Annotated in this window: 24 protein-coding genes; 12 read left to right on the plus strand and 12 right to left on the minus strand. The window is 67.1% G+C overall.

From position 1 onward, the window contains the following. Positions 1 to 75: 75 nt before the first annotated feature. The 7 genes from NS355_RS13850 to hisB all read right to left on the minus strand — a co-directional run bounded on the left by NS355_RS13850 (position 76) and on the right by hisB (position 3,806). Positions 76 to 453, minus strand: coding sequence for a histidine triad nucleotide-binding protein (locus NS355_RS13850; RefSeq protein ID WP_058746248.1), 378 nt, complete (start codon positions 451 to 453; stop codon positions 76 to 78). 16 nt (positions 454 to 469) lie between these two features. Next, positions 470 to 784: a phosphoribosyl-ATP diphosphatase gene (locus tag NS355_RS13855; protein WP_058746249.1), complete on the minus strand. Its 315-nt coding sequence runs from the start codon at positions 782 to 784 to the stop codon at positions 470 to 472. Between the two features lie 32 nt (positions 785 to 816). Next, positions 817 to 972: a hypothetical protein gene (locus tag NS355_RS19075; RefSeq protein ID WP_167345463.1), complete on the minus strand. Its 156-nt coding sequence runs from the start codon at positions 970 to 972 to the stop codon at positions 817 to 819. Between the two features lie 155 nt (positions 973 to 1,127). Next, positions 1,128 to 1,889 (minus strand): imidazole glycerol phosphate synthase subunit HisF, encoded by a 762-nt coding sequence (hisF, locus tag NS355_RS13860; protein WP_058746250.1) that lies wholly within the window; start codon positions 1,887 to 1,889, stop codon positions 1,128 to 1,130. Continuing rightward, positions 1,886 to 2,620 (minus strand): 1-(5-phosphoribosyl)-5-[(5-phosphoribosylamino)methylideneamino]imidazole-4-carboxamide isomerase, encoded by a 735-nt coding sequence (hisA, locus tag NS355_RS13865; protein ID WP_058746251.1) that lies wholly within the window; start codon positions 2,618 to 2,620, stop codon positions 1,886 to 1,888. Before hisA ends, hisF begins: the two co-directional genes overlap by 4 nt. Continuing rightward, positions 2,617 to 3,222, minus strand: a complete 606-nt coding sequence (hisH, locus tag NS355_RS13870; RefSeq protein WP_058746252.1) for an imidazole glycerol phosphate synthase subunit HisH — start codon at positions 3,220 to 3,222, stop codon at positions 2,617 to 2,619. The genes hisA and hisH overlap by 4 nt, the downstream gene beginning before the upstream one ends. Continuing rightward, complete coding sequence (gene hisB / locus NS355_RS13875; protein WP_058746253.1) at positions 3,219 to 3,806, minus strand: imidazoleglycerol-phosphate dehydratase HisB; 588 nt, start codon at positions 3,804 to 3,806, stop codon at positions 3,219 to 3,221. The genes hisH and hisB overlap by 4 nt, the downstream gene beginning before the upstream one ends. 71 nt (positions 3,807 to 3,877) lie before the next feature. On the opposite strand from hisB, the gene NS355_RS13880 reads away from it, so the two are divergent. Then, on the plus strand, positions 3,878 to 4,363 hold the full coding sequence (locus tag NS355_RS13880; RefSeq protein ID WP_042486441.1) for an SspB family protein: 486 nt from the start codon (positions 3,878 to 3,880) through the stop codon (positions 4,361 to 4,363). A 114-nt stretch (positions 4,364 to 4,477) separates the two neighbouring features. Here the strand turns inward: NS355_RS13880 and NS355_RS13885 are convergent, their stop codons facing one another. Both NS355_RS13885 and NS355_RS13890 read right to left on the minus strand, forming a co-directional pair. After that, on the minus strand, positions 4,478 to 6,742 hold the full coding sequence (locus NS355_RS13885) for a S9 family peptidase (RefSeq protein ID WP_058746254.1): 2,265 nt from the start codon (positions 6,740 to 6,742) through the stop codon (positions 4,478 to 4,480). Further along, positions 6,739 to 9,822, minus strand: a complete 3,084-nt coding sequence (locus tag NS355_RS13890; RefSeq protein ID WP_058746255.1) for a glycoside hydrolase family 2 TIM barrel-domain containing protein — start codon at positions 9,820 to 9,822, stop codon at positions 6,739 to 6,741. Before NS355_RS13890 ends, NS355_RS13885 begins: the two co-directional genes overlap by 4 nt. Positions 9,823 to 9,978: 156 nt before the next feature. On the opposite strand from NS355_RS13890, the gene NS355_RS13895 reads away from it, so the two are divergent. From NS355_RS13895 to NS355_RS13915, 5 genes are all read left to right on the plus strand, one after another. Continuing rightward, positions 9,979 to 10,392, plus strand: a complete 414-nt coding sequence (locus tag NS355_RS13895) for a MerC domain-containing protein (protein WP_058746256.1) — start codon at positions 9,979 to 9,981, stop codon at positions 10,390 to 10,392. Between the two features lie 16 nt (positions 10,393 to 10,408). Then, on the plus strand, positions 10,409 to 11,209 hold the full coding sequence (locus NS355_RS13900; RefSeq protein WP_058746272.1) for an acid phosphatase: 801 nt from the start codon (positions 10,409 to 10,411) through the stop codon (positions 11,207 to 11,209). 77 nt (positions 11,210 to 11,286) lie between these two features. Continuing rightward, complete coding sequence (locus NS355_RS13905) at positions 11,287 to 12,186, plus strand: ROK family protein (protein WP_058746257.1); 900 nt, start codon at positions 11,287 to 11,289, stop codon at positions 12,184 to 12,186. A 94-nt stretch (positions 12,187 to 12,280) separates the two neighbouring features. Then, complete coding sequence (locus NS355_RS13910; RefSeq protein ID WP_058746258.1) at positions 12,281 to 12,838, plus strand: glycoside hydrolase family 108 protein; 558 nt, start codon at positions 12,281 to 12,283, stop codon at positions 12,836 to 12,838. Further along, positions 12,835 to 13,086, plus strand: a complete 252-nt coding sequence (locus NS355_RS13915) for a 3TM-type holin (protein ID WP_058746259.1) — start codon at positions 12,835 to 12,837, stop codon at positions 13,084 to 13,086. Before NS355_RS13910 ends, NS355_RS13915 begins: the two co-directional genes overlap by 4 nt. On the opposite strand, the gene NS355_RS13920 is transcribed toward NS355_RS13915, so the two are convergent. Beyond that, positions 13,080 to 14,312, minus strand: a complete 1,233-nt coding sequence (locus NS355_RS13920) for an aspartyl protease family protein (protein ID WP_244489690.1) — start codon at positions 14,310 to 14,312, stop codon at positions 13,080 to 13,082. The genes NS355_RS13915 and NS355_RS13920 overlap by 7 nt on opposite strands. A 209-nt stretch (positions 14,313 to 14,521) precedes the next feature. Here NS355_RS13920 and NS355_RS13925 point away from each other — a divergent pair, with 209 nt between their 5' ends. Both NS355_RS13925 and NS355_RS13930 read left to right on the plus strand, forming a co-directional pair. Continuing rightward, positions 14,522 to 15,163 (plus strand): SatD family protein, encoded by a 642-nt coding sequence (locus NS355_RS13925; RefSeq protein WP_084787971.1) that lies wholly within the window; start codon positions 14,522 to 14,524, stop codon positions 15,161 to 15,163. Then, positions 15,160 to 15,576: a hypothetical protein gene (locus NS355_RS13930; protein WP_058746261.1), complete on the plus strand. Its 417-nt coding sequence runs from the start codon at positions 15,160 to 15,162 to the stop codon at positions 15,574 to 15,576. The genes NS355_RS13925 and NS355_RS13930 overlap by 4 nt, the downstream gene beginning before the upstream one ends. 4 nt (positions 15,577 to 15,580) lie before the next feature. On the opposite strand, the gene NS355_RS13935 is transcribed toward NS355_RS13930, so the two are convergent. Then, the gene (locus NS355_RS13935; RefSeq protein WP_058746274.1) at positions 15,581 to 17,110 is read right to left on the minus strand and encodes a CpaF family protein; all 1,530 of its coding nucleotides are present in this window, start codon (positions 17,108 to 17,110) and stop codon (positions 15,581 to 15,583) included. 52 nt (positions 17,111 to 17,162) lie between these two features. On the opposite strand from NS355_RS13935, the gene NS355_RS13940 reads away from it, so the two are divergent. After that, complete coding sequence (locus NS355_RS13940; protein WP_345938811.1) at positions 17,163 to 18,737, plus strand: S1C family serine protease; 1,575 nt, start codon at positions 17,163 to 17,165, stop codon at positions 18,735 to 18,737. A gap of 88 nt (positions 18,738 to 18,825) precedes the next feature. After that, on the plus strand, positions 18,826 to 20,376 hold the full coding sequence (locus tag NS355_RS13945) for a hypothetical protein (protein ID WP_244489689.1): 1,551 nt from the start codon (positions 18,826 to 18,828) through the stop codon (positions 20,374 to 20,376). 73 nt (positions 20,377 to 20,449) lie between these two features. On the opposite strand, the gene NS355_RS13950 is transcribed toward NS355_RS13945, so the two are convergent. Then, positions 20,450 to 21,283 carry an Ada metal-binding domain-containing protein gene (locus tag NS355_RS13950; RefSeq protein WP_058746263.1) on the minus strand — a complete coding sequence of 278 codons (834 nt, stop codon included), beginning with the start codon at positions 21,281 to 21,283 and terminating at the stop codon, positions 20,450 to 20,452. A 221-nt stretch (positions 21,284 to 21,504) separates the two neighbouring features. Between NS355_RS13950 and NS355_RS13955 the strand changes: the two genes are divergently transcribed. Together NS355_RS13955 and atpA are read left to right on the plus strand one after the other, a co-directional pair. Further along, positions 21,505 to 22,074 carry a F0F1 ATP synthase subunit delta gene (locus NS355_RS13955; protein ID WP_058746276.1) on the plus strand — a complete coding sequence of 190 codons (570 nt, stop codon included), beginning with the start codon at positions 21,505 to 21,507 and terminating at the stop codon, positions 22,072 to 22,074. A 7-nt stretch (positions 22,075 to 22,081) separates the two neighbouring features. Next, positions 22,082 to 23,611, plus strand: coding sequence for a F0F1 ATP synthase subunit alpha (gene atpA, locus NS355_RS13960; protein ID WP_056430575.1), 1,530 nt, complete (start codon positions 22,082 to 22,084; stop codon positions 23,609 to 23,611). Positions 23,612 to 23,673: the final 62 nt, after the last annotated feature.

The following is a 23,673-nucleotide window of genomic DNA, read 5'->3' on the forward strand; positions in this document are numbered from 1 at the left end:
CGCATCGTTTAGGTCATGCCGGGGGCATGACCGACCTGAAACTCGTTTAAGGGAGGGGCGAGCCAAGAAGCTCCGTCAGCGCGCCAGCATCGGGCCGAGCGGCTTGCCGGCCAGGATATGGACATGGAGATGCGGCACTTCCTGCCCCGCATCCGGCCCGATATTCGCCAGCAGCCGGTATCCCGGCTCGACCGCGCCCGCCTCGCGCGCGACATGGCCGACCGCGCGGACGAAACCGGCAATCTCCGCCTCGCTGGCGCGCGCCGAAAAATCGTCCCACGACACATAAGGCCCGCGCGGGATCACCAGGATATGGGTCGGCGCATGCGGTGCGATGTCATGAAAGGCGACCGCCCACTCATCCTCATAGACCCGCTTCGACGGGATTTCGTCGCGCAAGATCTTCGCGAAGACATTCTGGTCGTTATAGGGCAGGGTGGCGTTGATCGGCATCGAAACTCTCCAGGGATCAGCGGGGGCGGGCGGCCTTTTCGTCATGGCCCGAGACGCCCTCTCGCCGCGCCAGTTCGGCGCGAACATCGTCGAGCGTGTGGCCGGTATCGGCGAGCAGGACGATCAGGTGGAACATCAGGTCGGCGGCCTCGGACACGATTTTGTCGGGCTGCGCCATGGCGGCAATGACCGTCTCGACCGCTTCCTCCCCCAGCTTCTGTGCGATCTTGGGCCGTCCCTTGGCGAACAGGCTGGCGGCATAGGAGGTGGTGGCATCGCCCGCATCCCGGCGCGCGCGGATCGTGGTTTCGAGGCGGTCGAACATGTCCATGGCGCCGTGGGTGGCGCGGGGAAGCGCCGACGTCAATCCTTGCGGTTGCGGCGGCGCATCAGGTGGCGGAGCAGCCAGACCGCGCCGATCGCGAAGACGAACAGGCCGATGTCGGACCATTCGGGGTGGCTGCGTGGCTTGGGTGTGCCGCTATGGGCGGCGGCGGTGGTCAGGATGGCGAGCGGCACGGGGCTGGTTTAGCAGCGTATCGAGCGTGGGTCATTCGGGGGTTTTGATTTACGCGAAGACGCGAAGCCACGAAGATTTTTGGTTCGCGCGGAGGCGCGGAGACGCGGAGGGTCTGGTGATCGGGTGGGCGATTGCCCGCACCTCCGCGCGAAAATCAATGGGCTCGAACCGGCACTCCCGCCGCCGCCAGCGCACGATGGGCATCCGCGATCGAGGCATCGCCGAAGTGGAAGATCGATGCCGCCAGCACGGCGGAGGCATGGCCGTCCCGCACACCCGCGACCAGATCGTCCAGCCCGCCGACGCCGCCGGACGCCACCACCGGCACGCTGGTCCGGTCGGCGATGGTGCGGATCAGTTCCAGGTCGTATCCGCCCCGCGTCCCGTCGCGATCCATCGAGGTGACGAGCAACTCGCCCGCGCCCAGCTCGGCCAGGCGCAGCGCGTGCTCGACCGCATCGATCCCGGTCGCGCGCCGCCCGCCATGGGTGAACACCTCCCAGCCATCCGCCGTCCGCCGCGCGTCGACGCTGGCGACGCAGCACTGGCTGCCGAATCGCTCGGCGATGTCGGAGACGACTTGCGGGTTGCTGACGGCGGCGGAGTTGACCGCCACCTTGTCCGCGCCTGCCAGCAGCAGCGCGCGGGCATCCTCCGCCGTGCGCACGCCGCCGCCGACGGTCAGCGGCATGAAGCACACCGCCGCCGTTCGCCGCACCACGTCCAGGATCGTGCCGCGCGCTTCATGGCTGGCGGTGATGTCGAGGAAGCACAGCTCGTCCGCGCCCGCCGCGTCATAGGCGCGCGCCTGCTCGACCGGATCGCCCGCGTCGATCAGGTCGACGAAGTTGACGCCCTTGACGACGCGTCCGTTCGCGACGTCGAGACAGGGGATGACGCGCGCGCGGACGGTCATGCGGCCGCCGCCACCGACAGCGCCGCCGCCAGGTCCAGCCGCCCGTCATAGAGCGCGCGGCCGGTGATGACCCCTTCCACGCCGTCTTGATGATGAAGCGCCAGCATATGGATGTCGCCGATCCCCGCCACGCCGCCGCTGGCGATGACCGGGATGCGCACCGCGCGCGCCAGATCGACCGTCGCGGGCACGTTGCAGCCCTTCAGCATCCCGTCACGGCCTACATCCGTAAAGAGCAGCGAGGCGACGCCCGCATCCTCGAACTGGCGGGCGAGGTCCTCGACCGAGACGGTCGACACATCCGCCCAGCCGCGCGTTGCGACCATGCCGTCCTTGGCGTCCACCGCGACGACGATGCCACCGGGATAGGCCTTGGCCATGTCGCGCACGAAATCGGGATTTTCCAGCGCCGCGGTGCCAATCACGACGCGCGAGACGCCCAGGTCGAACCAGCGCTCGACATTCTGCGGGTTGCGGATACCGCCGCCCAGCTGGACATGGCCGGGAAAGGCTTTGACGATCGCCTGGACCGCTTCGCCATTGACCGACTCGCCCGCGAACGCGCCATCGAGATCGACGACATGGAGGTGCTGCGCCCCCGCCTCGGCGAAGAGCATCGCCTGATGGGTGGGATCGTCGCCGTAAACGGTCGCGCGGTCCATATCGCCCTCGGCCAGACGGACGACCTGGCCGCCCTTCAGGTCGATGGCGGGGAAGACGATCAGGCTCACGGATGCCACTCCAGGAAACGGGTGAGGAAGGAGAGGCCATAACGCTGGCTCTTCTCGGGGTGGAATTGCGCGCCGACCACCGTGTCGCGGCCGATCGCGGCGGTGACGGGACCGTCATGGTCGGTGGTCGCCAGCACATGCTCGCCGGTAAAGGCGTAGCTGTGTAGGAAATAGGCCTCGCCCGGCACGATCAGCGGATGCTCGCGCGTCGGGCGGACATCGTTCCAGCCCATATGCGGCACCTTGGCGGCAGGATCGGTCGGCGTAAGCCGCGTCACGCGGCCGGGAATCCAGCCCAAGCCCCGATGCTCGCCCATCTCGTCGCTGGCGTCGGCAAGCAACTGCATCCCGACGCAAATGCCCAGGAACGGTCGCGCGCGGATGAGGGCGGCGTCGCGCAACGCGTCTTCCAGCCCATCGACCGCACGCAAGTTGGCCGCGCACGCGCCGAACGCGCCGACGCCCGGCAGCACGATCCGGTCGGCCTTGGCGATCACATCCGGGTCGGCGGTGATGACGACATCGCCCGCGCCCGCCGCGCGCAGGGCATTGTCGACCGAGTGGAGATTGCCCGACTCGATGTCGATCAGCGCCAGCGTCACAACATGCCCTTGGTCGAGGGGATGGCATCGGCCTTGCGCGGGTCGATCTCCACCGCCATCCGCAGCGCGCGGGCCAGGCCCTTGAAGATGCTTTCGGCAATGTGATGATTGTTGTGGCCGTGTAGCAGTTCGACATGGAGCGTGATGCCCGCCTCCTGCGCGAAGCTGTGGAACCAGTGCTCGATCATCTCGGTCTGCAGCGTGCCCAGCATGGGATTGGTGAACGGCACCTTCCACACCAGCCAGGGCCGCCCCGAAATGTCGAGCGCGGTGCGGGTCAGCACCTCGTCCATCGGCGACAGCGCCTCGCCGTATCGGCGGATGCCGCGCTTGTCGCCCAGCGCCTTGGCAAAGGCCTGCCCGATCGCCAGCGCGCTGTCCTCGGTGGTGTGATGCCCGTCGATATGCAGGTCGCCCTGAACCGTGACCGACAGGTCGATCAGCGAATGCCGCGACAGCTGGTCGAGCATGTGGTCGAGAAACCCGATGCCGGTGGCGTTCTGATAGACGCCGGTGCCGTCGAGATTGACGGTGACGTCGATGACGGTTTCCGCGGTGGCGCGGTGGACGGTGGCGGTGCGCATGGCCTCCCCATAAACACCTATCCGTCCCATGCAATCTTGACCCGCGATCAAAGGCCGCTAGTCCATGGGCCATGACCGAAGGATTGCCCGACAGCCTCATCCCCTATGACGACATCGTGCAGGAGGCCCTGCGCGCCGTGGTGGGGCGTGTGCTCGGCCCGGTGGCGGAGACGGGGCACCTGCCCGGTACGCACCATTTCTACATCACCTTCAAGACGCAGGCGCCGGGTGTCGACATCCCGCAGCGGCTGGTCGAGCGATTCCCGGACGAGATGACCATCGTCCTGCAGAATCGCTTCTGGGACCTGACGGTGGACGAGAATCGCTTCTCGGTCGGCCTCAGCTTCAACCAGGTGCCGTCGAAGCTGGTGATTCCCTATTCGGCGATCACCCGTTTCCAGGACCCCGAGGTTCAGTTCGAACTGGGCTTCCACGTCGCCGACGATCCCCAGAGCGATCCCGATCCGCACGGCTCGGCCGAGAATGACGAACCCGTCGCCAAGCCGGTCGAAGACGGCAGCAACGTCGTCGCGGTGGATTTCAAGCGGAAGAAGTAAGGGGCATTTAGCCCCTCCCCTTCAGGGGAGGGGTTGGGGGTGGGGCCTTTCCATTGGCCCATCGCCTGTTGAGGCGCCCCACCCCCGGCCCCTCCCCTGAAGGGGAGGGGAGGATCATTCCTCTCCGCGCAGGGCCTTCAGGAAAAAGGCATATTGCCGCCGCATGGCATAAGCCACCGGCCCGGTGCTGCGTCCGGCGGTGTGTTCGCCGCCGGGGATGACCAGCAGGTCGAAATCCTTGTCCGCCTTGATCAGCGCATCGACGACCTGGGTCGTGCTGGCGGGGTCGACGTTGGAATCCTGTTCGCCGACGACCAGCATCAGCTTGCCCCGTAGCTGGTGCGCATGGACCACGCCCGAGGCGTCCAGATAGCTCTGGTCGACCGGATAGCCGAGCCACTGTTCGTTCCAGTCGATCTTGTCCATCCGGTTGTCGAAACACCCGGCATAGGCGACCCCGGCCTTGTAGAATTCGGGATGGAAGAGCAGCGCGTTTAGCGTGCTCTGCCCGCCCGCCGAGCCGCCATAGATGCCCACGCGGGTGATATCGACGCCGGGGTCCTTGGCCGCCAGCGCCTTCATCCAGGCGATTCGGTCGGGGAAGCCGCTGTCTGCCAGATTCTTCCAAGCGACATCGTGGAAGGCCTTGGAGCGATTGGCGGTGCCCATGCCGTCGATCATCACGACGACGAAGCCCAGATCGGCGAGCTGCTGCATTCCCATGACCTTGTCGCCGCCGGAGAAGCCGCCGAACGGCCAGAACGCCTTGGGCACGAAACTGTCGTGCGGGCCCGCATAGATGTTCTCGATCACCGGATAGCGCTTGGCGGGATCGTAATCGCGCGGACGGACGACCAGGCCGTAGATATCGGTCTTGCCGTCGCGCCCCTTGGCGGTGAAGCGCTCCGGCGGGCGGAACCCGGCGGCGGTCAGTGCGGTGATGTCGCCCTTTTCCAGCGTCTGGATCAGGCGGCCGTCACTCGCGTCGTACAGTTCTATCCTTTCGGGCAGGTCGGTGCGCGAATAGACATCGACATAGGTCGACATGTCGGGGGAGAAGCGAACCTCGTGCGTCGCGTTCTCCTGCGTCAGCCGGGTCAGATTGCGGCCGTCGAAATCGACTCGGAACCAGTGTTTATAATAGGGGTCCTCGCCGGGCATGAAGCCGCTGGCCGAGAACCAGATCTGCCGCTTCTCGTCATCGATCTTGGCAATGTCGCGGACGATCCAGTTGCCCTTGGTGATCTGACGCACGATCCGGCCGGTCGTGCCGTCGACCAGATAGAGATGCCGCCAGCCGTCGCGCTCCGACGCCCACAGGATTTCGCGGCCCAGTCCCTTCACGTCGTGCGACCAGATGCGGTCGCGGAAGACGAAGGTCTTCGCCGTTTCGGTCACGGCGGCATGCGCCTGGCCGGTATCGGCATCGACCGCGATGATCTTCGCCTCGCCGAACCCGCGTTTCAGGTCGTTAAAGGCAAAGCTCCTGCTGTCGGCGCGCCATTCGGGGGCGGAGAGGGTATAGGCGTTTGCGAACAGGCTCGGATCGATGTCGGTCCGCTTCCCGTCCGAGACGCGGAACAGCACGGGCGATTCCTGGTCCACCGCGTCGCCGGGCTTGGGATAGAGTTGCTGGACGACCTCCGGCTGGACCTTGCCCGGCGGCGCGGCGAGGACGCGCGTCACCATGCGGGCATAGCCGGGGCGGACGCGCTGGAGCGCAATGTGCAGGCCATCGGGGCTCCAGGCGATGGTTTCGGGATCGTAGAAATCGGCGGGACTGCCGTCCTGAGACCGCCAGACTTCCTGGCCGCCATTCGCCGCCCGCACGATCAGATTGTCGTCGAGGACCAGCGCCTCCAGCTTGCCGTCGGGGGACGGGCGGGGGTGGTTGTCGGCGGGCACGCGCAGATCGCGCACCACGCCGAAGCCGCGCGGGCGGCTGGGGTTGTCGGGCGGGATGACCGCGCAGACCGGCTGGACGAGGGTGCAGCGATAGACGGTGTCGTCATAGCCGATCGAGAAGCGGATCGCGGAGCGGTCGGGGGTGTAACTGAAATGCTCGAAGGGCAGGCGCAAGGGGGTGATGGCCTCGCCCATGACCTTGGCGAGCGCGGGCGCGAGTACGGCGGCGTCGAAGGCTGGGGACTTGGCGCGGGTGGCGGCGTCGACATCCACAAAGGCGAAGCCGCCTTCAACCGTCTTGCGATAATGGAAATGCCGCCCGTCCGCGTCCCATTCGGCGGGCGAGGCGATGTCGCGGGTCAGCCATTGCCACTGGTCGCGAAGCGCCAGCGACCGGGCGATGCGGTCAGGCATCGGCTGCGCGGCGAGCGGCGTGGTGGTAAGCAGCAGGGCAAGTGAGAAAAGACGCTTCAACGCGCCGCTCCGATGGTGAAGCTGTAGGTCAGCGGCTGAAGCGCGATGCGATAGGGCATGTGCGCGCGGCCATCGAGGTTCCAGCCGGTATCGCCGCCGACTCCGACTTGGGCGGCGTCGATCAGCAGCGTGCCGTCGCCATGCGGGTAGATGTCCGAACTGTGCGCCTGGGCGGGCGGCTTCATCGCGAGGTCGGCATAGGGGAAGGGCAACGCATTGACCGACAGCGGCTGCGCGCCCGTCACGCGCAGGCCGACGCCGGTGCCGGTCAGCTGGACCCAGCGCACATCGGTCTTGTTGCCGCTCTCCTGCGGCCGGGCATAGTCGTGATACTGATCCGCCAGCTTGCCGTCCCAGCGTGCGATCACCGCGCCGGTCTTGCGATCGGCATAGCTTTCCCAGGGGCCTCGCCCGAACCAGCTGACCTGTGTGAATTGCTGCCCCGGCGTCGCGAAGGCGAGGCCGACGCGCAACGGATCGGGCAACGTCATGCGCAGCGGCACGAAGCGCACCGTCGCGGTCGCCGCGCCATCGGATGCCATGGTCCAGCGGGTCTGCATCTTGACCGATCCGACGCCCATGTCGTGATCGACGATGATGGCATTGCCCTCCTGCCGGATGGCGTCGAGGCGGCGATGGTCGGAGAAATATTGCCACATCGCATGGCTCTTGGGCACGCCGGCGCCGACGTCATTGTCGGTCGGCGAACGATAGAAATTGGGCGCGCCGCCGGTCAGCAGTGTCCGTCCGTCTCGGGCATAGCGGCGGACGAGGCCGGTCGTCCGGTCGATTTCCAGCACGGCATTCCCGGCCTTGAGCGTCATCGCATCGGCGCTCTCTTCCGGCGCGACCGATCCGGCGGGGGCGGCCGCGAAGACGGGGGCGGAGAGGGCGAACTCCTCCCAGCCGATGACCTGGCCCGCGGGCAGCGGCAAGATCGCGCCCGCTCTGGTCCGCGCGCGCAGGATCAGCGAGCGTTCGGCGGCGGCGTCCTTCGCGGGCGGCAGGGTGAAGGCCAGCGGTGCGGTCTGGCCAGCGGCGACCGAAGGCGTCGCGATGCTGCCGCGCGCCGTCTCGATGCCATTCTCCAGCACGGTCCAGTCCAGCGTGAAGCGCGACAGGTCGATATGGTCGTGGCGGTTGACCACCTGCCAGCCAGTGCCCTCATGGGTGAAGTGGATCGGCGACTGGACATGCGCCATCTCGTAATATTCGGGATCGGGCGTCCGGTCCGACTGGATCACGCCGTCGCCGACGGGGCTGTCGTCGCCGTGCAGCCCGGAATCCTTGGGATCGGGATCGTAATCCAGGCCCTGCCCCCAATAGGGGCGGCCCTGCTTGTCCTTCAGGATCATGGTCTGGTCGACCCAGTCCCAGATGAAGCCGCCTTGCAGCTTGGGATATTTGCGGAACGTCTCCCAATAACCCTGGAAGTCGCCCAGGCTGTTGCCCATCGAATGGGCATATTCGCATAGGATCAGCGGCTGGGTGAATTCGGGGCGCGTCGCATAGTCGGCCAGCTTTTCGACATCGTCATACATGGGCGCGAAGATGTCGACATAGGCGTTGGTCGGGTGCCGCCAGCCGCTCATGCTGTAGCCGAGGAAGTTGATCAGCCGCGTCTTGTCGTGCGCGCGGACCCATTTCGCCGCTGCCTCGAAATTCGGACCGACGCCGCTTTCATTGCCCAGCGACCAGAAGATGATCGAGGGGTGGTTGCGGTCGCGCTCGACCATGCGCTGCACCCGGTCGAGATGCGCGGCGGCCCATTCGGGCTTGTGGCCCAGGTTCAGCGTCGGGTCGTTCTTTTCCTGGGTAAGGCTCAAATAGCCGTGGCTCTCGATATTGGCCTCGTCCATCACGTACAGGCCGTACTCGTCGGCCAGATCGTACCAGCGCGGATCGTTGGGATAGTGCGAAGTGCGGACCGCGTTGATGTTGGCGGCCTTCATCAATTCGATGTCCTTGCGCATCGTTTCCTCGGACACGATGCGGAAGGTGTGCGGATCATGCTCGTGGCGATTGACGCCGCGGATCATGATCCGCTTGCCGTTCACCCGGACCTCGCCGCCCGCCACCTCGACGGTGCGGAAACCGATGCGGCGGCTGGTCGCCTCGATCAGCTTGCCCTTCGCATCGAGCAACTCGACCAGCAGCGTGTAGAGGTTGGGGTCTTCCGCGCTCCACGTTTTCACGCCCGGAACCTCGGCGGTGATCGTCGCGGTGGTGCCGGTCGGGGTTGCAGTGCGGGTCAGCACGGTGCGCTTGCCGTCGAGCAATGTCGCGCGCACGGTCGTCGCCTCGGCCGCGCCCGCCAGGTCGATTGCCGCCGACAGCGTGCCATCGCGATAGTCATGGGTCAGCCCGGCATCGATGCCCAGATCGCGGATATGGGTCTGCGGCGCGGCATAGAGTGTGATCGACCGCTCGATCCCGTTGACGCGCCAGAAATCCTGATCCTCCAGATAGCTGCCATCCGCATGGCGATAGAGTTCGATTGCGATGACGTTCTTGCCGGGCTTGGCTGCGCGGCTGATGTCGAATTCGGTCGGGAGCTTGGAGTCTTCCGAATAGCCGATCTTCTGGCCGTTCACCCACAGATAATAAGCCGCCCCCGCCGCCCCGATGTTCAGCAGCAACCGGCGCCCGGCGAAATGCGCGGGGATGGTGATGTCGCGGCGATAGGAGGCGACCTCGTTCAGCCGATGCTCGATAAAGGGTTCGTTGCGGGGAAAGGGATAGCCGCTGCCGACGAAGATCGGGCGGCTCAACCCCTGTGCCTGGAGGATGCCCGGCACCGCCACTTCGCGCCAGGTCGACACGTCGTGGGCCGGGTCCTCGAAGCCGACCGGCCGCGCCTCGGGATTGGGGGACATATGCACCCGCCACAGGCCATCGAGCGAGAGGTGATAGCGTGACTTGGCCACGTTGCCGGCCAGCGCGGCGGCGCGCGACTCGAACCCGGCGAAGCTGGTGTGCATCGGCTCCGCGCCGATATGGTTGACGGCGGGGTTTTCCCAATCGGGCCGGGCAGGGGTGGTTTGGTCCGGAGCAGCCTGGGCGGCAGCGGCTCCTGCCATCAGGACGGATAAGCTCGTGCTCAGCCAAAGCCTGGTGCCTGTCTTCAAACCATCCTCCCGATGTCTGTTCTGCGCGACGCTATATTATACGGAATACGAATGCAAAGCTGGTCATGCCTCCTTGCCAATGATGATACAATGTATCAATAGGAGGTCATGGTCGATGATGCATCCCTGTCCCGCAGCCATCATGGCAGGTTCCGCCATATGGATGCACTCGCCATCTCGGCCTCGACCTTGTGCCTGATCCATTGTCTGGTCCTGCCGGTGCTGATCGCCTTTCTGCCCGCCATCGCCGAATGGGCCGATCTGGGTGAGGTGTTCCATATCGTCATGCTGGCGCTGGCCGTGCCGCTCAGCGGCCTGACGCTGTTCGGTGGATGGCGGCGGCACCGGGTCGTTCTCCCGATGATCGCGGGGGCGGGCGGCCTGATCCTGCTGATGCTAGGGCTGGCGTTCGAGGGGCAGGGGATCGGAACCGCGCTGACCGTCGCGGGCGGGCTGGTGCTGGCCGTGGCGCATGTCGCCAATCTGCGTTTCACCAATCTCCACCGACTGATGACCCTGTAACGAGGACGTGGTGTTCATGTCGAAAGCCGTCGCCCGCGCCATCGCCGTTGCGCTGATCGGAGTCGCCTGTACTGCCGTCATGGCCCAGCCGCGGGAGGGAGACGAGCCGTCGCGCTATCTGCCCGCCACCGGTTTCGACCTGCTGGCCATATTGCCGCCCGCACCCAGGCCGGACGATGCGCGGGGACAGGCCGACCGGGCGATCTTTCGTCAGACCCGCCGGTTCGTCGGCTCGCCCCGCTGGGCGATGGCGACCAACGACGTCAAGCTGGACGAGGCCGCCATGGCGCGCGATTTCTCCTGCGCGCTGGGGTTTGCACTGACGCCGCAGAATGCGCCCGCGACGATGCGGCTGATCGATGGTGCAGGATCCGACACCGCACGCGGATCGGGCATCGCCAAGCGCTATTACAAGCGCCAGCGTCCCTATCTGATCGATCGCGGCCCGACCTGCCAACCGGCGAGCGAGTTGCAGGGCAGCTATGACTATCCCTCGGGCCACACCACGGCGGGCTGGACCTGGGCGATCCTGCTGGCCGAGATCGCACCCGACCGTGCCGCGCCGATCCTGGCGCGGGGGCGGGCCTTTGGGGAAAGCCGCATCGTCTGCGGCGTGCACAATGCCAGCGCGGTCGAGGCGGGTCGTCTGTCGGCGACGGTGACGCTGACCGCGCTGTCGCAGGGCCCGGCCTTCCAGCGCGACCTGGCCGCCGCACGTGCCGAAGTCGACGCCCTGCGCCGCGACCCCGCCACACCCCGCCCCGATTCCGCCGCCTGCCAGCGCGAGGCCGCTCTGGTAGCCCAACCGATTTTCTGATCCCCGCCCCTTGACCACCCGACGCGGTTTCGCGCAGGCGCGCAGCATTCAAGCAAAGCGTCTGGCGGGAGAATGGAATGACCGAGGCACAGGATCGGATCGTCGCAGGAGTCGAACTGGGCGGTACGAAATCGATTGTGTTGATCGGGCGCGGACGCGACATCCTGGTGTCCGAACGCCTGCCGACCACGACCCCCGCCGTCACCCTGGCCGCTTTGCGCCAACGCCTGGCCGAATGGCGCGAGCAGTATAAGCCCGAGGCGCTGGGCATCGGCAGCTTCGGCCCGATCGCGCTCGACAAGACCGACGCGGACTATGGCCATATGCTTGCCACGCCCAAGCCCGGCTGGGCGGGGGCGGACGTGGCGGGTGCGCTGTCCGAGGGTTTTGATGATCGTGTCGCGATCCATACCGACGTGACCGGCGCGGCGCTGGCCGAGGGGCAATGGGGCGCGGCGCGCGGCCTGGCCGACCATGTCTATGTCACGGTCGGCACCGGCGTCGGCATGGGCATCATCGTCAACGGCCAGCCGGTGTCGGGCCGGATGCACCCGGAGGCGGGGCATGTCCGCGTCCGCCGGATGGCGGGCGACGACTTCGCCGGTGCCTGCCCCTTCCATGGCGACTGTCTGGAAGGGCTGGTCGCAGGCCCCGGCATCGCGGCACGCGTCGGTCGCCCGGCGCAGGAGCTGGCGGCGGACGATCCCGCCTGGACCTTCGTCGCGGATGCGCTGGCGGAGAGCTTTGCCGGGCTGTTCCTGACGTTGGCGTGCGGCCGCATCGTGATCGGCGGCGGCGTGGGCGTGGGCCAGCCACAACTGCTCGACATGGTTCGCGCCGCGACCGTCGAGAAGCTGTCGGGTTATCTTCCTTTCGTCAACGCCGCCGAGATCGCCAACCGCATCGTCCATGCCCAGCTCGGCGATCAGGCCGGGCCGCTCGGCACGCTGGCGCTGGCGCGCACGGTGCTGGATTGACCTGAAATCCTCCCCGTGCCGGGGAGGATGAGATTCCGCTGTCCTACAATGAACCGATATGGTTCCTCCTTTCCCGTCACGGGGAGGGAGCATCATGGGGCAGGTGGACGAAGCACGCGTCGAGGCGCTGATCGCGCAGGTCATCGCGCGCGAGGGGGATTATAGCGACCATCCCGCCGATCGCGGCGGCGCGACGCGGTTCGGCATCACCAAGGCGGTGGCGCGCGCCGATGGCTATACCGGGCCGATGCGTCGCCTGCCGCTGGCCCGAGCCGAGGCCATTTACCGTCGCCTCTACTGGACCGCGCCCGGCTTCGACCGGGTGGCCGCCTATGCGCCCCGGCTGGCGGAGGAACTGTTCGATACCGGCGTCAATATGGGGCCGAACGTCGCGTCCGCGTTCCTGCAACGGGCGCTGAATGCGCTCAATCGCGGGGCGCGCGACTATCCCGATCTGGCGGCGGACGGGCGGATCGGAGCGGCGACGCTGGCCGCGCTCGACGCCTTTCTTCGCCACCGGGGCGCTGCGGGCGAAGTCGTGCTGCTCAAGGCGGTCGAGGCTTTGCAGGGCGAACGCTATCTGACGCTCGCCGAGCGACGTCCCGCCAATGAGGCGTTCCTGTACGGCTGGCTGGCGGACCGGCTGTCATGAGCGGCGAGCCGGACACCGACCTCTGGACCCGCCGGGCGCGCCCGACTTTTCTTTACGTCATGTACGCGCTGCTGCTCTGGAGCATCCCGATGGGACTGCTGGCGGGAGTGCGGCCCGCCATGGCGGCGGCGATGGTGCGCGGCATGGCACAGTATCTCGCCGCCATCCCCGAGCCGCTCTATGCGCTCTTCGGCACCGGCTATCTGGGCTATACGGTCGCGCGCGAATGGGGGAAGTCGCGTCAGTAGAAGCGCTTGAGCGTCAGGGTCCGGTCCTGTCCGTCACAGGTGCGCAAGGCGACCACCGTGCCCGGCTTGCCCACCGTCCAGCGGGCGATCGGGCTGTCGACATAGTCGCGCGGGATGGGCTGCCCGTCGATGGCGCAGATCGTGTCGCCCTCGCGCCAGCCGCTCGCCGCCGCCGGGCCGCCGCGCATGACGTGCAGCACGCGCAGGCGGTCGCCCGCCACGCCCATCAACAGCCCGGCCGTCGATCGCTGGGCGGGCCTGTCGGCCTGGGGGCCGGGCTTCAGGATCATCCGGCCCGCGCCGGGGTCGAGCAGCACGCGATAGCGTTGCAGGAAGCCCGAGCCGATCCGCCCCGCCGCGCCGACCGATTCGCTGAACCCCTGGGCCGGCTCGACCCGCACCTCCACCTCATGCGCGGTCAGATTGCCCAGCCGCACGCTCGGCACGATCGCCAGGTCGTTGACCGTCGGCCCCGCCAGCCCGAAGCCGATCGCGGTGGTGGTCGGCAGCGACGTCAGTCTCGCCGCGCGCCACCCGGCTTGCGTGACGGTCAGCGCGGAGCCGTCGCCGGTATCGACGATGACCGGCGACAGCTTCGCCGCACCCAGCCCGACCATGCTTTCATAGACGCGCCGCTCGGTCGACACGGTCAGCGGGGCGGTCGCGCCGGTAAAGGGCATCCGCCCCGAGGGGATCAGGCGAAACCGCTTGGCGGCATAATCGATGTCGAGCGCGTGCGGCGCCAGCAGGTCGCGCCCGACCAGCAGGTCGACGGGCGTCGCATCCCCGGTCGCGAGCGCGGGCAGCGGCGCGACCACCACCCCGCCGCCCTTGCGGGTCAGCCCGCCCAGCGACAGGCTGCGCGTCGGCATCCATCCGATCGCCACCGCCCCGCCGATCGCGCTGGCCTGTCCACCGGGCCGCACCTTGGCCTTGGCGGCGATGGGCGAGGCTTGGGACAGCAAGGTGAAGCTGACCCCGGTATCGAGGATCGCGCTGACCTTCTGCCCGTCGATGGTCATGGCAAAGCGGATCTGGTTGCCCGGCGTCAGTTGGAACGGAATCCACCGCTCCTCGGCATCGGGCGCAAGCGTCGAAACCCCCGGATCGCGCGCGGCGGCGGCGACGACATCCTCCTGCGCCGGGATCGCCCTGGGCTCGCGGGGAGCCATCATCGCGGCGGTCAGCAGCAGAGGGACGGGAAGCAGATAGAGCAGGGGACGCATCACGCCCCAACGCCTAGCGGAGCGGGAAGCTGCGCGCGAGGGTGGCGGCGCCGATCTTGCGCCAATCGCTCATGATCGCAGCTCATATCGATTACCGCATTTACGGGCTAATATGGATTTTATCCCTTTTTAGGGGTAATGAGGAAAATATCCCATTTTCGGGTTAATCAAGTCGAGTGCTGCGTCATATGCCCTGTTACGCCGTATTGATGGGTGATCTGGTCGACAGCGAGGGTCATGCCGATCCCGGACAGCTCCATATCGCGTTCAATGCCGCGATCGAGCGGCAGAATGCGCGCCTTGTCGACGATGTGATGTCACCGCTGACCATCACGCTGGGCGACGAGTTCCAAGGGTTGTTGACCTCGCTGGTCGCCGCCGCCCAAGCTGCGCAGGACGTTCGCTTCGACCTGATGCGTCAAGACATCGACTGCCGGTTCGTCGTCGGCGTGGTCGACCTGAAGACCCCGATCAACTCGCAACGCGCCTGGAACATGATGGGACCGGGCTTCGCCGCCGCGCGCGAAAGGCTGGGCGAGAAGCGCTCCCCCAGTCGATACCGATTTTCCATACCTCAGGATGCTCTTTTGGAAACGCTGCTGGAGGCGATCGGCGCAAGCCTGAGCGCGATCGAGCGCGGCTGGTCGGCGGCGCAGCGCGACGTCGTCATCGCCTTGTCGGACGGCGCCTCGGTCGCAGACGTAGCGCAGGCGCGCGACGTCGGAATTCCCAATGTCTACAAGGTCCGCAGCGCCGGCGAATATGATCGCTACAGGACCGAATGGGATGCGGTTCGCACGGCGCTGGCCGAACTGGATCTTCGCTATGGTTTGGGGAGGGCGGATCGATGATACATGTCATCCTTTACACAGGCTTGGCGCTGTTTGCCCTGATCTGGGTCGGCAATGAACTTTGTCGCGGCATCTTCAGCCTGACCGGACTGAAGGACTCGATCGCGCATCTGCCCACGCCGGTCCACAGCGCCGGGCGCTGGATCGGCGCCTTGGAACGGCTGATCCTGGCGGTCGGCATCGTCGCGCAGAGCTGGGAAATCCTGGCTGCGGTCATCGCGCTCAAGACGGTCGCGCGCTTCAAGGACATGGATGAGCGGGCCTTCGCCGAATATTTCCTCGTCGGCTCGCTGTTCAGCATCTTCTGGACGATGCTCGTCACCAGTACCTGGCTGGCTTACGACCACCGGGTCGGCGGCGACGTCCGCCACCATGCCGAGCAATGGATGGGCATCGAGGCCAAGAAGGATTGATGGCCTACAGGCATGCCTCCAGCAGTGCCTTGTCGAAGCCGAACTGCTTGGCCTTGTCCAGCGTATAGGGGCGCAGGCCCGACGAGCGATATTCGCCGATGATCTTGCCGTCTGTGCCTTCGTCCAAATATTCGAAGGCGAACAGTTCCTGCGTCACGATCACCGGGCCTTCCATGCCGATCACCTCGGTGATGTTGGTCACGCGGCGGCTGCCGTCGCGCAGGCGCTTGACCTGGACGACCAGATCGACCGAGTCGGCAATCTGGCGGCTGATCGCCTCTTTGGGCACCTTGATGTCGGACATCATCACCATATTCTCCATGCGGGCCAGCGCCTCGCGCGGGGAATTGGAGTGGAGTGTGCACATCGACCCGTCATGGCCGGTGTTCATCGCGGCCAGCAGGTCGAAGCATTCGCTTCCACGGATTTCGCCCAGGATGATCCGGTCGGGCCGCATGCGCAGCGCGTTCTTCACGAGGTCGCGGATGCTGATCTCGCCCTGACCCTCCAGATTGGCGGGACGGGTTTCGAGCGGCAGCCAGTGCGGCTGTTGCAGGCGAAGCTCGGCCGCATCCTCGATGGTCAGCACGCGCTCGCCCGGGTCGATCATCTTGGACAGGGCGTTCAGCATCGTCGTCTTGCCCGAGCCGGTGCCGCCCGAAATGATGATGTTGAACCGCGACGCCCCCGCGATCTTCAGCATCGTCGCCATGTCCTCGCTCATCGATCCGCCGTTCGCCATCATGTCGAGCGTGATCGGCTTGGCGGAGAATTTGCGGATCGAGATGGCGGTGCCGCGCAAGGACAGCGGCGGTACGATCACGTTGACGCGGCTGCCGTCCTTCAGGCGGGCATCGGCCAGCGGCGTGGTCTGGTCGACGCGGCGGCCGACCGAGTTGACGATGCGCTGCGCGACCTGGAACAGATGCTCCTCGTCGCGGAACCGGATATTGGCCAGCTCCAGCCGGCCCTTACGCTCGACATAGGTCTGCTCGGGGCCGTTGACCATGATATCGGTGATGTCCGCGTCGGCCAGCAGTTCCTCGAGCGGACCCAGGCCCAGCAGCTCGTCGACCAGAACCTTTTCCAGCGCAAACTGCTCGCGCCGGTTGAGCGTCAGCTTCAGCTCGGCCAGCACCTCGCCGATGATCGGCCGGAATTCTTCGGCCAATTCGTCCTTGCCCAGCGTCGCGGCGGCTTCGGGGTCGACGCGTTCAAGCAGGCGGGGGAGGACCTGTTCCTTGATGCGGTGGATCGACGCCTCGAACCCTTCCCCGCGCGCCGGGGTCGGATCGATGGAGGCGGCCTGGCGCTCGGCCAGTCGCTGCATCGCGTCGGCGGCGGTGCCGGGCGCGGCGATCGCGCCCTCCAGTGCGGACAGCGGCGGGAATTGCGAACCGCCGCCGCCGCGGGCGGGCGAATCGGGCTCGGGGCGCGTGGTGGGGCCGGGGCCGTGCATCGGGCGCGCCACGCCGAAGGCCGGGCGACCTGCGGCTCCGCTTCCCAAACCCTGACGGCGACCGAACGCACTCATCCCGACATTCCCCATGGCATCGGATCGTTCCGTAAATGGTAAGATTTACCATATGCCTAACCGATCCCGGTTGCAGGCGATGGAAGGGGCGGGATATGGCCCTGTCCCAATGCTCAGCCGGTTCGTCCTTGCCGTCGTCCTGACCCTGGTCGGACTGTCGCCCGCTCTGGCCGGGGCGGACGATATCGCCGCGACCGCGCGCGGCGTGGTGCGGGTCGTCACCATCGCCATGGTCGACGATCAGGTGGCCGGGTTCGGCCATGGCTCAGGCTTTGCGGTGGCGCCCAACCGCATCGTCACCAACGCGCACGTCGTCGAACTGGCCGAGCGCTATCCCGACAATGTCGTCATCGGCGTCGTGCCGTCGGAGGGCAGCAAATCCTATCAGGGCCGGGTCATCGCCTATGACTCGCGCCGCGATCTGGCGCTGATCGAGGTGAGCGAGGCCAGGCTGCCGCCCGTCGCCTTGTTCACCGGCCCCGTGACCGAGGGGGATCAGGTCATCGCGCTCGGCTATCCCGGCAATGTCGACCTGGCGACGGCCCAGTCGGCGGCGGATTATATCCGCCCGCTGTCGCCCGTCCGGTCGCAGGGGGTGGCCTCGGGCCGCCGCGCGCTGACCGGGATCGAGGTGCTCCTCCACACCGCCAGCATCGCGCGGGGCAATTCGGGCGGGCCGCTGCTCGATCCGTGCGGGCGGGTGATCGGGGTCAACTCCGCGCTGACCCGCGCCGATGACGGTGATTCGACCTTCGGCTTCGCGATCGCGGATACCGAGCTGATGGCGTTCCTGCGCGAGGCGAAGCAGCCCTATGCCTCGGTCGGCGTGCCCTGCACCTCGATCGAGGAGCGGTTGCGCGAGGACAGCGCGGCGGATGCGCGCGCCGTGGTCGAGGCGGCCGCCGCCAGGCGCGAGGCGGCCAATGCCGCCGCGCTGCGCCGCGAGGAGGCGCTGAACGCCGCGCGAAGCGAGGCGGAACGGCTGCGCGAGAATGTCATGGCGGTCGCCGCGCTGCTGCTGGTCGGTGGCGCGTTGGCGGTCGGCGGGGCGGGGCTGCTGGAATCGCGCGGGTCGCGGCGGGCGGCGATCTGGACCGGGTCGGCGGGCGGCGTCGCGATCGTCGCGGCGGTCGTTGTCTTCCTGTTGCGCCCTTCCGCCGAGATACAGCTGCCGCGCGAGACGATGGCGGCGGCGACCGGCCCTAGCGCACCCGGCGCGGCGATGGGGCCGATGATCTGCACGCTGATCCCCGACCGCAGCCGGATCACGGTTTCGTCCACCGCCGAGACGCGGCTGGACTGGGGGGCAAAGGGCTGTGCCGATGGCCGCGTCCAGTATCTGGAGGGCGAAGGCGGCTGGCAGCGGATCATCGTGCCCGAGGACGAGCCGACCGTGACCGTCGCGCGCTTCGATCCGGTCACGCGCACCTATACCCAGACCCGCTACATGTTGCCCGCTGCCACGATGGACGCGATCCGCAAGCTGCACCAGCCGAGCACGCCGGATGCGTGCGTGAAGACCGACAAGGCGCTTCAGAATCTTGAGGGCGAACAGGCCCAGATCCGCCAGCAACTGCCGCCGCTGCCCAACGAAAAGCTGGTATATAGCTGCCGCTCTGCGCGCTAACTTCCAACGCGGCCCATAAGGGCTTGCGCCGCCGCTCCCGTTTCGACGACATAACGAACCTGATCGATGCGGCTTGGGAGGGCCGGAAATGACCAAGGGGGGAAGGCGCGCCCGTCGCTGGATGGCGGCCGCGATGATGGCGTGTGTGGGGGCACTGGCGGCGACGCCCGCCCAGGCCGAATGGCGCGAGGCGCGGGCTCGGCATTTCATCCTCTATGGCAATATGCCCGAAGAGGCGATCCGCGCCATGGCGACGCGACTCGAACAGTTCGACGGCGCGCTGCGCTATCTCTACAGCAAGCCCGAGGTCGACGGGCAGGAGAGCAACCCCGTCACCGTCTATGTCCTGCCCACCGTGTCGGCGGTGCGACGCCTCTATGGCAAGGGCGGCGACCATATCGCCGGTTTCTATCAGGGCCGGGTTTCGGGATCGGTCGCCTTCACGCCGCTGCGGAGTGACGAAGAGGGGCCCAATGCGCTCCAGCCGCAACAGGTGCTGTTCCACGAATATGCCCATCACTTCCTGCTCGGCAATTCGCAGCTCGCCTATCCGGCCTGGTATTCCGAGGGGGCGGCGGAGTTCGTCGGCACCGCGCGATTCGAGCGAGAGGGGATCATGCTCGGCGTCGCGGCCCAGCATCGTGCTTATGGCCTGCTCGACTCGGCCAAGCTGCCGATCGAGACGCTGTTCGATTCGTCGCGCCGCAAGCTTAGCGATATGGAGACCGAACAGGTCTATGGCCGGGGCTGGCTGCTGACCCATTATCTGATGTTCGACGCGACGCGGGTGGCCAACTTCAACCGCTATCTCACCCTGCTCAATCAGGGGAAGCCCAGCATCGACGCGGGCAACGAGGCGTTCGGGTCGCTCAAGCAGTTGGATCGCGATCTGGGACGCTATCTGGGCCAGAGCAGGATTCCCGGCATGCTGGTCCGGTTCGAACGGCTGCCCAAGGCCGATGTGGCGGTCCGCGTGCTGAGCGCGGGCGAACAGGCGATGATTCCGTCCCGGATGCAGTCGGATCGTGGCGTCAATCGCACCACCGCGGGCGAGGTCTATGCGCGAGCCTCGGCCGTGGCGGCGGCCTGGCCTCAGGACGCGGTCGCACAGGGCTGGTTCGCCGAAATGGCCTATGACGCGGGCCAGGACCAAGCGGCCGAGGCGGCGGCCGATCGGGCGCTGGCGGTGAAGCCCGACCTGCAACAGGCGCTGCTCTATAAGGGGCTGCTCCATCTGCGCCGCGCCGCCAGCGACAAGACGAAGGACCCCGCGCGGTGGAACGAGGCACGAAGTTGGGTCATCCGTGCCAACCGTGCCGATCCCAACGCCGCCGAGCCGCTGGCGGTCTTCTACAGCAGCTTCCGTATGGCGGGCGAGCGTCCGCGCGAATCGGCGGTGAAGGGGCTGGAGCGCGCCTTCGAACTGGTGCCGCAGGACCAGGGGCTGCGCTTCATGATGGCCAGCCAGCAGATTTCGGCCGGGCAGATCGACCAGGCGAAGCGCACGTTACGTCCGCTCGCCTATGATCCGCACATGCCGCCCGACAATCCGGCGGCGACGCTGCTGGCGCTGCTCGACAGCGGCAATCAGGATGCGGTGAAGACCGCGCTGGCCGCCGTCAGCGACAAGACCGAATAGCCGGCTCGTTCCGGGGTGCCTTGCGTGTGCCCGTCATTGCGAGCGGAGCGAAGCAATGACGGCATCGCTGGGCTCAGTCCGTCCCCAGCAGCGCCTGCGACACCGCCTCGATAAAGGCGATCCGCCGGGCAGGTTCGGGTAATAGCGGATCGGGAACTTCGGTGGCGGCGACGATTTCGGCGATAGGGTCGCGCGTCGCATCGTCTGCCGGGCCGATGGCGGCGGCGGGTAGCGAGCGGACCAGCGCCTGTTCGTTTTCCTCGAATGCAATCCGGGCGAGGCCACGCTCTGTCATCGCGACCAGCAGCGGCCCCATCGGCGAGGGGGCGACCGTCCAGGCGATGCGCACGCCCTCGCCGCCGCGCCGCCACCGCCCCGGCGCCATGCCCAGCCGCTGGTCGCTGTCCGCATAGAAGCGGCTGGGCGCGGCATAACCCGCCTCGTACAGCGCGGCGGTGATGCTGGGCTCGGCCGCGAGCGCCTGCGCGGCGCGGGCGGTGCGGCGTGCCCTGGCATAGGCGGCGGGCGTCACCCCGGTCGCGCGCTTGAACAGCCGGTGGAAATGATGCGGCGCATAGCCGACCTGCACCGCCAGCGCCTCCAGCGACGGCGGGGCTTCGGCCGCCTCGATCAGGGCGATCGCCGCCGCCACCGCCTGCCGGTCGCGCGTCACCGTATCGGGCAGGCAGCGCAGGCAGGCGCGGAATCCTTCCGCGCGCGCGGTCTGCGGACTGTCCAGAAACCGGACATGCTCGCGTCGGGGACGCCGCGCCGCACAGGTTGGGCGGCAGTAGATTCCGGTGGTCTTCACCGCGACGACGAACCGGCCGTCCGCGTTGCGGTCGCGCGCGTCGAAGGCGGCCCAGGCGGCGTCCTCGTCTAGCGGTTGGGGCGTGATGTCGGTCATGGCGCGTCAGTTCTCGCAAAATCCATTGTGGCTTTCATCCCACGGCTTGCGGCCAAAGCTCTCACGCCTGCGTCACCAACCTGTCATAACATGTGCCACGCACCTTGCATCCAAAGGTTCCCGATGCTAACCGCCCGCCAACCCATCGGAGGCGCGTTTTTCGCGCCCCGTTCCCCATGGGGCCAACCCGTTCGTTGTTCGAGGAATTCGCATCCGTGGAGATGTCCGGCGGTACTATAAGCGGCACAGGCGGCATCCAGGCGAGCCTGGGTGGTCGTTATGCGCTCGCGCTGTTCGAAACGGCTGAACAGGGCCGTTCGATCGACACGATCGAGGCGAGCCTCGTGACCCTTCGCGATGCGCTGGCCGCCGACAAGGATCTGGTCGCGCTGACCAAGAGCCCGGTCGTGGCGCGCGGGGCTGCTGTCAAGGCGATCCTGGCGGTCGCCGACACGCTGGGCCTCGACGGCATGACCAAGAATTTCCTCGGCGTCCTCGCCGAGAATCGGCGCCTCTCGGCGCTGCCGCAGATCATTCGTGCCTTCCGCCAGCTGGCCAGCCGCCATCGCGGCGAAGTCGCGGCCGAAGTGACGAGCGCCCACCCGCTGACAGAGAACCAGGTCGCCGAGCTGAAGCAGCAGCTGCGCACCCGCGTCGGCCGCGAGGTGTCGGTCGACCTGTCGGTCGATCCCGACCTGCTCGGCGGGCTTGTCGTCCGCATCGGTTCCCAGATGATCGATAGCTCGATCCGCACCCGTTTGAATGCGCTCGCCAGCGCGATGAAAGGCTGACGTTCCCATGGATATCCGCGCCGCAGAAATCTCCAAGGTCATCAAGGACCAGATCGCCAATTTCGGCACCGAGGCCCAGGTCAGCGAGACCGGCCAGGTGCTGAGCGTCGGTGACGGCATCGCGCGCATCTACGGCCTCGACAATGTCCAGGCGGGCGAGATGGTCGAGTTCGCCAATGGCGTGCAGGGCATGGCCCTCAACCTCGAAGCCGATAACGTCGGCGTCGTGATCTTCGGCTCGGACGCCGAGATCAAGGAAGGCGACACCGTCAAGCGCACCGGCACCATCGTCGACGTGCCGGTCGGCCGTGGCCTGCTGGGCCGCGTCGTGGACGGCCTGGGCAACCCGATCGACGGCAAGGGCCCGATCGAGGCGACCGAGCGCCGCCGCGTCGAGGTGAAGGCGCCGGGCATCATCCCACGCAAGGGCGTGCATGAGCCGGTCCAGACCGGCCTGAAGGCGATCGACGCCCTCGTCCCCGTCGGCCGTGGCCAGCGCGAGCTGATCATCGGCGACCGCCAGACCGGCAAGTCGGCCGTCGCGATCGACGCCTTCATCAACCAGAAGACGGTCAACGCCGGCACCGACGAGTCGAAGAAGCTCTACTGTATCTACGTCGCCGTGGGTCAGAAGCGCTCGACCGTGGCGCAGCTGGTCAAGACGCTCGAAGAGAATGGCGCGATGGAATATTCCATCGTCGTCGCCGCGACCGCGTCGGAGCCCGCGCCGCTTCAGTTCCTGGCGCCCTACACCGGCACCGCGATGGGCGAGTATTTCCGCGACAACGCGATGCACGCACTGATCGTGTTCGACGATCTGTCGAAGCAGGCCGTCGCGTACCGCCAGATGTCGCTGCTGCTGCGCCGTCCGCCGGGCCGTGAAGCCTATCCGGGCGACGTCTTCTATCTGCACAGCCGTCTGCTGGAGCGTGCGGCCAAGATGAACGACGCCAATGGCGCCGGTTCGCTGACCGCGCTGCCGATCATCGAGACCCAGGCGGGCGACGTGTCGGCCTACATTCCGACCAACGTGATCTCGATCACCGACGGCCAGATCTTCCTCGAAACCGACCTGTTCTTCGCGGGCATCCGCCCGGCGATCAACGTCGGCCTGTCGGTCAGCCGCGTCGGTTCGGCCGCGCAGACCAAGGCGATGAAGAAGGTGTCGGGCTCGATCAAGCTGGAGCTCGCCCAGTATCGCGAAATGGCCGCCTTCGCGCAGTTCGGCTCGGACCTCGACGCCTCGACGCAGAAGCTGCTGAACCGCGGTGCGCGCCTGACCGAACTGCTGAAGCAGCCGCAGTTCTCGCCGCTGCCCTTCGAGGAGCAGACCGCGTCGATCTTCGCGGGCACCAACGGCTATATCGACAATGTGCCGGTGGCGCAGGTCGTCCGCTACGAAGCGGCGATGCTCGCTTACCTGCGCAACGATCACGCCGATGTGCTGGCGATGATCCGCGACACCAAGGATCTGGGCGACGAGGCCAAGGGCAAGCTCAAGGCCGCGCTCGACCAGTTCGCGAAGATCTTCGCGTAAACTAAACATGGCCCTCTCCCCGCTGGGGAGAGGGTTGGGTGAGGGGACGCCCCAAGCGACCC

The organism is Sphingomonas yabuuchiae (genome assembly GCF_001477495.1).
Lineage (GTDB): Bacteria > Pseudomonadota > Alphaproteobacteria > Sphingomonadales > Sphingomonadaceae > Sphingomonas > Sphingomonas yabuuchiae_A.